An 11,724-nucleotide genomic window follows, 5' to 3' on the forward strand; every position below is an offset into this window, starting at 1 on the left:
AGGTTTTTTATTGCATATTTTACGATGAAACAGAAAGCTTTCCTTCCATATAACCAATAATTCTTTCTGCTTCTCTAACAGGTCCTGGCGCTTTTTCAAAACTTCGCTTGATAGCCTCAATTCCTCTTTTATACTTTTCATCTTTTAATACTTCTTCGACAGCATTTCTTAAAACAGCTGAAGTGACCGTCTCTTTTTCGATTCGATATCCTGCCTCAAGCTCAACAAGGCGCTGTGCGACCATTGGCTGATCTTTGTCAAAAGGCATTACAACAAGTGGTACTTCAAAATGAATGCCTTCATTAACACTATTCATTCCTCCGTGTGTAATAAAAACATCTGCTTTTTTCAAAACCTCAAGCTGTGGCACGTAGCTGAAAATAAGAAAGTTTTCAGGTGCTTCTTTTAGTTTTGAAAAATCTGTTCTTTCACCAGCTGCGATGACCACTTTTCCATCGAAATCTGAAAAAGCTTCAATGCACTTGTTGAAAAATCCTTCGATATCATCTAATACAGTCCCCATTGAGATATAGATCACTTTTTCATTTTCAAGCTTCCAAAGTGGAAAAGAATGTTCTACATTTCGATTAGGGAAGCTTGGTCCGATAAAGTGACACGTGCTGTCAAACAGTTCTCTCGTAGGTTGGAAAAATTCGCTTGTATACACAACGGTTAGTTCTCCCTGATTGTTCATCAGCTGAAGAAGGCTTTTTAGTTTGACGCCATATTCACTCTCGAATTTATCAATATTGCTTTGAACTTCCTCGCTAGGGAGAAAGTTAGCAGCGTTATTTGGATGGAGAGGGATGGCTTCTAAACGCTCTTCAGGCATTAAGAAGGATGCAGAAGATACAACTCCAGGAATGTTCAAATAATCACGTACAAGTTCGCCAGCACCAAACTTATCATAAAAAACAAAGTCAAATTGAATATTTTGTTTTAAAGTACTAACAATGTCAAGAACATGAAGGCATGTTTTAACTTGAATATTTAAAAATGCGTTAAGACCTTCAGGTGTGAAAGGTTTAATTGAGACACCTGTTACTAAATCAGGATGTGTATGTACAGAAGCGCCGACTCCTTCAAGACGGGTTCTAAAGCGTTCGGTTGTAACATAATGGACGTTATCTCCTCGTTTTTTGAAAGCTTCTACGATACCAAGGGTTGGATTTACGTGTCCTTCAGCAGGAAAATTCACCATTAAAATATTTGCCATTATATTCACTCCGTTTCTTTGTTCTCTTTTATCGTAACGAACTCTGTTTACTTTTACAACTGAAAAGGATAGAAATAACACTCTTATAATACGGTGTCAACAAAAAAATATTTACAAAAAAGGATGGTTTAACCTAATATTCTTTGTTGAAATGGATTTCACTGTGTTAAAATTTAAGTATTAAATAAAAGCTATTTTTAATAAAAATGTAGATTGATATAGATTTCTATTCTAATAAGAAGCGGAAATCCATTTTGTTTTATTCCAAAGTGATGAGCTAAATTAAAAAACTAGTATAGGAACATATTCAACGCTCATAAATTTTGGGAGGTCGTTTTTAATGTTAGATTATATCAGCTCTGTGGCCTACTTTGGATCGATTGCTGTAACGATGCTATCCATTCAAATTCTTCCGTTGCTTTCTCTTGTTATAGCCCTTATCCAACTCTTTTTTAAAGTCCGAGTTAAAACATCATTCTTGACTGTTTTGACAGCTATCTTTATTAAGATTGGCCATGATAGAGGAGCACTAGAGAAAGGTCACATAGAGATAGGAAGACTCATAGATCATATTTACGATCATTCTTTGTTAGGATATACGCTTATGTTTGCTTATATATACTTATTTTTTTGGTTCATTCACTCGCTTGTATGGTGGATAAGAAAATACATAGAAAATCGTTTTAAAGAGGTCAATGACAAGAGAGATAAAGGTCAAGCGAGAGTTAATAGGAAAAGAAAAGTGCTCGTTCTTTTCTGTATCCTCGCCTTTCTTCCGTTTATTCTTTTCACGGGCTATTATTCACATCAATATTATTTGCAAGAAACACTGATTGTAGAAAGTCATTCTCCAAGGAATATAAATAAAATAGAAGTTTTTGAGAAGGGAAAGCCTGCGTTTATTGGTCCTTCAATGATAGAGGCTAGAGGTCATTCCTTAGTTTATATAAAACGTCCTGTTTTCAACAATGGAAATGCGCTTTCCTCACGCAATGTACTTGTCATATGGGAAGGTGATTATCGAGCAACGATTATTCTCCAAGGAAAAGGGCAGGAAGATGAAAAAATACAATTTATAATTTCTTCTAAGACAGGAGAAGAGACATTCAAAGTTTTACGTTAATAAGATTTCGCCTATTTTGTAAAAGAACTCCGCCTTCAAAGGAAGGGGAGTTCTTTCTCATAGAAGGAGATAAAACGAAAAGGAACGGTCATCGACCACAATTGCAAAAGTTGGTTATTTGTAAAAGGTAAAAGTGTGATTGGTCAATAGTCATTGGTTTTGCTAAATCCATCACATGAACCAAACTTATTTTGGGAGGTTTCTCCTTCTATACCTTGAAGGGAGTCTCACCGCTTCAAGGTTTAAAAATATTTATCGCCATCAAATGGAAGATAAACAGCGTAATTTTTAGCATTAATGCTGTTTGATAAACGATTAGCTCTTTTTTCTGCTTCCAAAGCTTTTAGGCGATATTGCTCTGGATCAAACATTGCAAGCTTAACAATTTGTACTCCATCTCCATAGTATTGGTATTCTTCAATAGAAGATGAAGCATATGCTTTATATTTACGTGCTTTGGCTCTAAGTTGAGTAGCGAGCTCAATCGCTTCTACAATTGTAAGTGAAGTTTCATCAAACATAACTTTATTTTGTACGTTTGCTTCATACATAAGGCGATCAAGTAAACGTAAATCTCTTCTTACTTCTTCTACATCATTTTCAACGTGTTCTAGCGTACGAGACTGTTTAGGTGGCTTTTGATCTTTTTCAATTTCTACAAAAGCGACACGATCCATTTCTTCCTCTAGTTCATGAATACGTGAAGATAGAACGCTTTTTAATTTTACAGCTTCAGCTAATGAAATAGTTGCCATCTTATATTCTCCATTTCTTTCTCATTTTTTATTTTTTAGTTTGCTTTTTAAAGAGAACAACATAAAATATACTAGGAAAAAGAACGGCAGAAAATAGGGAGCCGGAAATTTTCCAAGAAGAGAAGACGATAAAGAAATAAGAAGTCATAACTACGCCTTCTAAAAAAATATAATACATTTCATAGCATTTTAGATATATTTTACCATAAAATCCTCTTTTGAATAGTGAAATATTTGAATATTCTCTCCTAGATGGTAATGCGTCTTATCATTACAAAAGGGGTTTCATATCCTAACTAGTGAGTAAGATAAGAAAGGAAAGTTGTGCTAAAACTCATTTCTTTATAAAAAGATGTAGCTGATTCTAAAAAAACTTGACTTTTTAAAAAGATGTTCGCTATAATCACTACAACATAACGTCGAATAATGATTTAGTGATGAAAAGGACACGAATTGTTTTTACCTTTCTTGTTCAGAGAAAAGGGCCTTTGGCTGAGAGCCTTTAAGAAAGAAAAACAATTTACCACCTTTGAGCTTTTGCGGGGAAATAAATGATTAGAGTATCTGCAAACGGAATAAACCGTTATCAAATCTTTGAGCATAAAGCAGCAGCTGCTTTATGGAACTTAGGGTGGAACCACGACCGCACTCGTCCCTTGTATTGGGATGAGTGCGGTTTTTTGTATAAAATTTTATAAAAGGCGATGAAAAGGACATGAATGATTATCATTTTTTCTTTACAGAGAAAAGAGCATCTGCTGAGAGCTCTTAAGAAAAAGAAATCGTTTACCACCTTTAAGCTTTTGCAGGGAAATAAATGATTAGAGTATCTGCAAACGGAATAAACCGTTATCAAATCTTTGAGCATAAAGCAGCAGCTGCTTTATGGAACTTAGGGTGGAACCACGACCGCACTCGTCCCTTATATTGGGATGAGTGCGGTCTTTTTATTTTTAAGGAGGAATAGAGATGGAACAACAAGCAAAGGAAAGAAAAAGTCACCAAAAGCTAGGAATGGAGCTTGATCTTTTTACAACAATGGAAGAAGCACCAGGAATGCCGTTCTTTTTACCACATGGGATGATTGTACGTAATGAGCTCGAAAATTATTGGAAAAAAGCACATTACAAAGCAGGTTATCAAGAAATTAAAACACCTATTATGATGAAACAAGAAATGTGGGAAAAATCAGGACACTGGGACCACTACGGAGAAAATATGTATTTTACTTGTGTTGATGAGCAAAATTACGCAATTAAGCCAATGAGCTGTCCAGGAGCAGTGTTAACATTTAATCATAAAAGAAAAAGTTATCGTGAACTACCGCTTCGCTATGCAGAACTTGGACTTGTACATCGACACGAGCTGTCAGGCTCGCTTAATGGCCTTTTACGTGTACGCTCTTTCACACAAGATGATGCACATATCTTTGTAGCAGAAGAGGGAATTCATCGTGAAGTAGCTGATATTTTAACTTTGATTCATCAGTTTTATACTCATTTTGGTTTTCAATACAAAGTTGAACTTTCAACAAGACCAGAAGATTTTATGGGTGAAATCAATATGTGGGAAAAAGCAGAAGAAACATTAAAGAGTGTACTCAAAGAAAAAGGTGTGTCATATAGCGTAAATGAAGGAGATGGAGCTTTTTACGGCCCTAAAATTGATTTTCATATTTTAGACTCTTTAGGACGAAGCTGGCAGTGTGGAACAGTTCAACTTGATTTTCAAATGCCTGAGAAATTTCAATGCACATATATTGGGGAAGATAACAAATCTTATCATCCTGTTATGATTCACAGAGCAATTTACGGCTCTATCGAACGCTTTATGGCCATTTTGATTGAACATTATAACGGTGCTTTTCCATTTTGGCTCGCGCCTGTTCAAGTGAAGATTTTACTTATTAATGATGCTCAGCTTCAGTACGGAGAAAAGGTAAAAGAAAAGCTAGAAGGATTAGGATACAGAGTTGAAATAGATGACCGCGTTGAAAAAGTAGGTCTAAAAATTAGAGAAGGGGAAATGAAGAAAATTCCGTATATGTTTGTAATCGGAGAGAAAGAAAAGAATGAGAATGCTGTCGCTGTAAGAAAACGAGGCAATGAAAATAAAGGAATGATGAAAGTAGAAGAAGCTATAGAGCTAATCGGAGAAGAACTCTAAATATTTAGAGTTCTTCCTGTCCTAAAACTTTTGAATAATAATAACCCCTAGAGCAACGAGCCCTACACCTGCTAACCGAGGAAGGCTTAACTGATGAGTATGAACACCAAGAAGTCCATAATGATCAATAAGTACAGAAGCAATCATCTGCCCGCCTAAAATGTAAGCAACAGTAGCAGTTGCGCCAATTCGCGGAATAAGAATAACGGTTGCTACAACGTAAAAAGCGCCAAGAAGTCCTCCAGTCCATACCCACCATGGTGCATGTAGCCATTCTTTTTTAGCTTGCAGCCCTTTTCCACTTATGGAAATGATGAGCAGCGCTAGAGCTCCGACAATAAAAGAAATTGTGGAAGCAACAACAGGGGACCCAACAACATGACGAAGCTGAGCATTGATGCTAAACTGTGTTGGTAAAGCCATCCCGGCAATAAGAGCAAATAAAATTAAGATAAGAGCCAAAACGTTTCATCTCCTTTTCACATCCTCTTTATCGTACAGCATTTTTGCTCTGAAAAATAGAGAGTTTTTGCTTCATTAGGAAAGGAGCGAACATTTATGGTAAATTTGTAAGAGGAGGTTTTGGCTGATGCGCAAAAAAATGTATATAAGAGCTATTTTTGAACTTGTTCTTTGTCTTATCGTTGGATGGTTACTAACAACAACTATGTTGAAAAACATATATGAAAGTGAAGGGATTTCTTATAGAGGTCATGAGGGAGTTGTGTGGCTTGGCGTTTCTTTGCTTTTATTTTGTCTTTATACGGCAGTTCGACAAATATTTCAAAAGCGGAATACACTCATCAAGTCTGCTATGTTTTGGATTGTAGTTGTGTTCTCTCTCTATATTATTGTGGCACCTTTTATAAAAGGTCATATGTAAAAAATAAAATCTATAAAAATAAAACACCAGCGCGAATTTTTGTGCTATACTTAAGCATACCATTTGCTTTACACATTACTATTTTTGCTTTAACGAACCCTATTCACTGTGAATAGGGTTTTTTACTTGAATGAATGCACAAAAAAAGCAGACTCAGAGGAGTCTGCTTTTATAATTATGCTTTTACAACGTTAGTTGCTTGTGGTCCACGTTGGCCTTGTTCTACTTCAAACGTTACGTCTTGACCTTCGTCTAAAGATTTGAAACCTTCGCTTTGGATTGCAGAGAAGTGTACGAATACGTCGTCTCCACCTTCACGCTCGATGAATCCAAAACCTTTTTCTGCATTAAACCATTTTACTTTACCTTGTTCCATAGTTGTTGCCTCCTCGTGCATTGTGCACATACGTTAATACTATCCTTGTCCAAATCTTAAGACGAAAATTACTCAACTTCTAGATTGTTTCCGAACAAAAATAATTCTTCTTAACTTTAACAGAAAGAAAGAGGAATTACAAGGAAAGAAAAGAGATAAAAGTAAAATAAATTTATATTTTTAAAAATATAAGGGATTTTATTCTCTGAGATATGTTTTGAAATTGAAGAAAAATATTATATTAGAAGGGTATAAAACGTTTTCTTTAAGGGGGTTTGTGAAATATTAAAATTTTTTTGGGAAGTGAATCATTATTACAGTAACAAGTGATTTTTACGAAAAATCATACTCTACTTCTTATAAATTGCATTCTTTTCACATGTTTTGTTTTCCTATCAAATTTTGTGGGTATAGTAAAAAACACAAGATACACATTTTACTAGTCGATATTAAAAAGATAGGAGCAGTGAACATGAGTAACAATGGAAATGAAAAATCAGCGCTGAGGATGATTATCCTCGTTGCTACGTTCGGTGGGCTTCTATATGGCTATGATACAGGAGTAGTGAATGGAGCCTTACCCTACATGTCTAGGGAAGATCAATTGAATCTTACCTCACTAACTGAAGGACTTGTAACAAGTGCTTTACTTCTAGGTGCAGCGTTTGGAGCCGTAATTAGCGGGAAATTATCGGATCGCTATGGACGCCGTACAACCCTTTTATATAGTGCTATTTTATTTTTTATTACAACGCTTGGATGCACGTTTGCTCCAAACGCGGCTGTTATGATTACTTTCCGCTTCTTATTAGGTCTTGCTGTTGGAGCAGCTTCAACAATCGTACCAGCATACTTAGCAGAAGTTTCTCCAGCCGAACGCAGGGGCGGAATTGTAACCCAAAACGAATTAATGATTGTAAGTGGTCAGCTTTGTGCTTTTACGTTTAACGCCATTATCGGTAATACACTTGGACAATATCCAAATATTTGGCGTTTTATGTTGCCGATTGCTGCTATTCCAGCTGTTATCTTATTCTTTGGAGGACTAAGGCTTCCAGAAAGCCCGAGATGGCTTGTAGCAAAAGGAAAAAGAGAAAAAGCGCTATCTGTCTTAGAAAAGATGCGCACAAATGATCGTGCAAAAACAGAACTTCATGATATTGAAATGGCCATAAATCGTGAATCAGAAATTAAAAAGGCATCTTTTAAAGATTTAAAAATTACATGGATTCGTCGTCTAATTTTGATTGGAATCGGAATTGCTGTTATTCAACAAATTACAGGTGCCAACTCGATTATGTATTATGGAACAGAAATCTTAAAAGATTCTGGATTAGGTACTGAAGCAGCTCTTATTGGAAATATTGCAAATGGAATTGTTTCTGTATTAGCCACTTTTGTTGGTATTTGGCTTCTTCAGCGAGTAGGCCGCCGCAAAATGTTGATGGGAGGCCTTATGGGGATTACAGTGACGCTTATTTTAATCGGAGTAAGCTCACTATTCTTAGAAGGAACAGCTGCTTTACCTTATGTTGTTTTAGCCTTAACTGTTACATTTTTAGCATTCCAGCAAGGAGCTGTTTCTCCAGTAACATGGTTGATGCTTTCAGAAATATTTCCTCTACGATTAAGAGGAATGGGAATGGGGATTACAGTCTTTTGTCTCTTTACGGTCAACTTTCTCGTTGGCTTAACATTCCCAATGTTAAAAGGAGCAATCGGGCTATCCTCAACATTCTTTATTTTTGCAGTACTAGGTGTATGCGCGCTTCTTTTCGTTAAAACTTGGGTTCCTGAAACAAAAGGAATGACGCTTGAACAACTTGAACAAAAGTTTCGTAACTATAACAGAAAGAAGCCTAAAGTACTAGAAAAGACAGAAGATGTTCTTAACGGAAATAAAGAAAGCAATAACTATTTGTAGACCTTTTATGTTAAAAAAAGCACAAGGAAACATTTTCGATGAAAAAGATGCTTCATTATTGTTATATAGAAAGAAAAAGCAGCTCTTATTAAGAGCTGCTTTTTCTTGATTATGCTTATTATAATAAACTTTTTCTAACTGAAATTTATACTCTAAAAGTGAATGTATGTAAATTGTTTAATTACATTTATGCTATGATCATAGTATAAGAATTAGTTAGCTCCCTAAAACAAAAGGAAGAATGCTATAGGAAACAAGTTCTGTTAAATGAAGAAATAATAAAGAAAATTTTCATGATCTAGTAATATGGTTTGGCTAGGTTTGAGAATAAAAAAACACTATTTTGTAAATAATCACTTGCATAAAGCCGATAATTCCGATAATATAAATTCATAGTTGTACTTTATAAGTCTTCTTCCAGAGTAGGGATAATGTCCCGTTTTGATGAAGAACATCCAAAATAATTCAAACGAATTATTTTATTTTTTAACATCAATTGAGAATGATTCTCTTTATTGAAAACATTATTTTTGAAAAAATAACATAAATAAAGGAAGAGTTTGGACAGTGAAGAAAAGGTATCTCGTTGCAGCACTAATCGTACTATCTCTTGTGTCCCTTTTTGTTGGGGTTACAAATATTAGCCCTTTTAATATTAAAAGTTGGACAAAAGACGAAATAGAAATTCTCCTTATTAGTCGAGTACCACGGCTTATAAGTATTATCATTGCGGGAGTAAGTTTGAGTATTGCTGGACTTATTATGCAGCAGCTTACGCGAAATAAGTTCGTATCACCAACAACAGCAGGAACAATGGACTCGGCCCGCTTTGGTATTCTAATTTCTCTTATGCTGTTTTCAACAGCAGGCCCAATGGTAAAAATGCTTGTGTCCTTTTTATTTGCTTTATTAGGCACATTTATTTTTATGAAAATCTTAGACAGAATAAAATTTAAAGACAAAATTTTTATTCCACTTGTTGGTCTTATGTTTGGAAATATTGTGAGCTCTATCACAACGTTTTTCGCTTATAAAAATGATCTTATTCAAAACATTGCATCATGGCTTCAAGGAGATTTTTCTACTATTATTACAGGGCAATATGAACTCATCTACATAAGTGTTCCTGTTATGATCTTAGCCTACATTTATGCAAATAAGTTTACAATCGCCGGAATGGGTGAAGATTTTGCAGTTAATTTAGGTTTGAATTATAAAAAAGTTGTGAACATTGGTCTTATTCTCGTTGCTTTAATCTCATCCGTTGTTTTACTAACGGTTGGAATGATTCCTTTCTTAGGACTTATTGTTCCAAATATTGTATCAATTTATGCTGGAGATAACTTAAAAAAGACACTTTCTCATACAGCATTAGTTGGAGCCATTTTTGTTCTCCTATGCGATATTTTAGGAAGAGTCATTATTTATCCATACGAGATTTCAATAGGTTTAATGGTAGGGGTTATTGGAAGCGGAATTTTTCTGTACATGTTAATTAGGAGAAAGGCATATGAGTAATCGAAATAAACTTCTTATTTTATCTATAGCAGCTATTACACTAATTTCTATTTTCTTATTTTATCAAACAGGTGGAAATTGGGATTATATTTTACCAAGAAGGATTACCAAGATCTTAGCGATTATTTTAACCGGTTATTCTATAGCGGTTTCTACCGTTATCTTTCAAACTATTACAAATAATAGAATTTTAACACCAAGTATCTTAGGGTTAGATTCGCTTTATCTTCTTGTACAAACGGTAATTATCTTTATTTTTGGTTCTATTCACGTAGCAGTGATGAACCCAAACATTAATTTTATTCTTTCCATTGTTTTTATGGTGCTTTTTACAAGCATCCTTTATAAGATATTGTTCAAAAAAGAAGGAAATAACAACATCTATTTTCTGCTTCTTGTTGGATTAATTTTCGGCACGTTTTTTCAGAGTATTTCTTCTTTCATGCAAGTATTAATTGATCCAAACGAATTTTTAATTGTTCAAGATAAGATGTTTGCAAGTTTTAATAATGTGCAAGTCGAGCTTCTTGTTTTCGCAGGTGTTCTCGTTATCTTACTTTCTCTCTATCTATTCCGTTTCTTTAAGTATTTAGATGTACTTGGGTTAGGAAGAGACGAAGCAGTCAATTTAGGGGTTCCTTACGATCGTGTTGTGAAGCAACTTCTTATCGTTGTGGCGATTTTTATCTCTATTGCTACAGCGCTTGTTGGGCCTATTACATTTTTAGGGTTGCTTGTTGTAAATATCGCTTATGAAATGTTTAAAACATACAAACATTCCTATTTACTTGTTGGTTCTTCATTGATTAGTATTGTAGTTCTCGTGGGAGGATTGTTGCTTGTTGAACGAGTATTTACATTTTCCACAACGCTAAGCGTTATTATTAACTTTATTGGTGGAACCTATTTTCTTTATCTTTTATTAAAGGGGAGTAAATCATGATTGAAGTGAAAAATGTCTCTAAAACATATGGTTCAAAAAAAGTCGTAGAAAACGTTTCGATTAACGTTGAAAAAGGAAAGATTACGTCTTTTATTGGTCCGAATGGAGCCGGTAAAAGTACGCTTCTATCAATGATTAGCCGCATTCTTTCTAAAGAAGAAGGAGAGATTGAGATTGATGGAAAAGAAGTGAGCGAGTGGAAGAGCACTGAGCTTGCTAAAAAGATTTCTATTTTGAAGCAAACAAATCACCTGACAATGCGGCTTACAATCCGAGAACTTGTTTCCTTCGGAAGATTTCCTTATTCCCAAGGAAAACTCACAAAAGAAGATTGGAAGTATGTAGATGAAGCCATTCAATATATGGAGCTTGAGAATATTCAGGACAAATATATTGATCAACTTAGCGGTGGACAGCGTCAACGCGCTTATATTGCAATGGTAATTGCTCAAAATACAGAATATATTTTACTTGATGAACCACTCAATAACTTGGATATGAAGCATTCTGTTCAAATTATGAAAGTATTAAGAAGACTTGTTGATGAACTTGGGAAAACGGTGATTATCGTTATTCACGATATTAACTTTGCTTCTTGCTATTCAGACTACATTGTAGCTTTAAAGGATGGAAAGGTTGTTGAAGAAGGAGCAACATCTGCAATCATTTCTGAAGACGTATTGGAAGACATTTATGATATGCATATTCCGATACAAACCATTAATGGGAATAAAATTGGCGTTTATTTTTCAGCCTAATATTTCATCATGAGGAAAATGGTTGAGGTGATTTTCATAAAAAGGTCATCTCAGCTATTCAT

At 34.8% G+C, this 11,724-nt stretch carries 11 protein-coding genes and 2 other annotated features; of the genes, 7 read left to right on the forward strand and 4 right to left on the reverse strand.

Annotated elements, in window-relative coordinates:
* Positions 1-19: 19 nt before the first annotated feature.
* The gene (locus tag ACK3CR_RS15665; RefSeq protein ID WP_243511386.1) at positions 20-1,216 is read right to left on the reverse strand and encodes a macrolide family glycosyltransferase; all 1,197 of its coding nucleotides are present in this window, start codon (positions 1,214-1,216) and stop codon (positions 20-22) included.
* A 340-nt stretch (positions 1,217-1,556) separates the two neighbouring features.
* Here ACK3CR_RS15665 and ACK3CR_RS15670 point away from each other — a divergent pair, with 340 nt between their 5' ends.
* On the forward strand, positions 1,557-2,339 hold the full coding sequence (locus ACK3CR_RS15670; RefSeq protein ID WP_243511383.1) for a hypothetical protein: 783 nt from the start codon (positions 1,557-1,559) through the stop codon (positions 2,337-2,339).
* Positions 2,340-2,581: 242 nt separating this feature from the next.
* Here ACK3CR_RS15670 and ACK3CR_RS15675 read toward each other — a convergent pair whose 3' ends face one another.
* Positions 2,582-3,094: a DIP1984 family protein gene (locus tag ACK3CR_RS15675; protein ID WP_243511380.1), complete on the reverse strand. Its 513-nt coding sequence runs from the start codon at positions 3,092-3,094 to the stop codon at positions 2,582-2,584.
* Positions 3,095-3,522: 428 nt separating this feature from the next.
* Positions 3,523-3,754, forward strand: a binding site (T-box leader).
* A gap of 35 nt (positions 3,755-3,789) precedes the next feature.
* Positions 3,790-4,020 (forward strand) — a binding site (T-box leader).
* A 43-nt stretch (positions 4,021-4,063) separates the two neighbouring features.
* Between ACK3CR_RS15675 and thrS the strand changes: the two genes are divergently transcribed.
* Positions 4,064-5,260: a threonine--tRNA ligase gene (gene thrS / locus ACK3CR_RS15680; RefSeq protein ID WP_488975720.1), complete on the forward strand. Its 1,197-nt coding sequence runs from the start codon at positions 4,064-4,066 to the stop codon at positions 5,258-5,260.
* A 21-nt stretch (positions 5,261-5,281) separates the two neighbouring features.
* On the opposite strand, the gene ACK3CR_RS15685 is transcribed toward thrS, so the two are convergent.
* Positions 5,282-5,722, reverse strand: coding sequence for a DMT family transporter (locus ACK3CR_RS15685; RefSeq protein WP_040057914.1), 441 nt, complete (start codon positions 5,720-5,722; stop codon positions 5,282-5,284).
* 127 nt (positions 5,723-5,849) lie between these two features.
* Here ACK3CR_RS15685 and ACK3CR_RS15690 point away from each other — a divergent pair, with 127 nt between their 5' ends.
* Entirely contained in the window at positions 5,850-6,143 is a 294-nt protein-coding gene (locus ACK3CR_RS15690; protein WP_243511373.1) for a hypothetical protein, read from the forward strand.
* 175 nt (positions 6,144-6,318) lie between these two features.
* On the opposite strand, the gene ACK3CR_RS15695 is transcribed toward ACK3CR_RS15690, so the two are convergent.
* Entirely contained in the window at positions 6,319-6,519 is a 201-nt protein-coding gene (locus ACK3CR_RS15695) for a cold-shock protein (protein WP_019395379.1), read from the reverse strand.
* A gap of 472 nt (positions 6,520-6,991) precedes the next feature.
* Here ACK3CR_RS15695 and ACK3CR_RS15700 point away from each other — a divergent pair, with 472 nt between their 5' ends.
* The 4 genes from ACK3CR_RS15700 to ACK3CR_RS15715 all read left to right on the forward strand — a co-directional run bounded on the left by ACK3CR_RS15700 (position 6,992) and on the right by ACK3CR_RS15715 (position 11,662).
* Positions 6,992-8,443, forward strand: coding sequence for a sugar porter family MFS transporter (locus tag ACK3CR_RS15700; protein ID WP_488975721.1), 1,452 nt, complete (start codon positions 6,992-6,994; stop codon positions 8,441-8,443).
* Between the two features lie 567 nt (positions 8,444-9,010).
* Positions 9,011-9,961 (forward strand): ABC transporter permease, encoded by a 951-nt coding sequence (locus tag ACK3CR_RS15705; protein WP_243511354.1) that lies wholly within the window; start codon positions 9,011-9,013, stop codon positions 9,959-9,961.
* The gene (locus tag ACK3CR_RS15710; RefSeq protein WP_243511350.1) at positions 9,954-10,904 is read left to right on the forward strand and encodes an iron chelate uptake ABC transporter family permease subunit; all 951 of its coding nucleotides are present in this window, start codon (positions 9,954-9,956) and stop codon (positions 10,902-10,904) included. Before ACK3CR_RS15705 ends, ACK3CR_RS15710 begins: the two co-directional genes overlap by 8 nt.
* Positions 10,901-11,662, forward strand: a complete 762-nt coding sequence (locus tag ACK3CR_RS15715; RefSeq protein WP_243511347.1) for an iron ABC transporter ATP-binding protein — start codon at positions 10,901-10,903, stop codon at positions 11,660-11,662. Before ACK3CR_RS15710 ends, ACK3CR_RS15715 begins: the two co-directional genes overlap by 4 nt.
* Positions 11,663-11,724 lie beyond the last annotated feature (62 nt).

This window comes from Priestia sp. TRM10, from assembly GCF_057808375.1.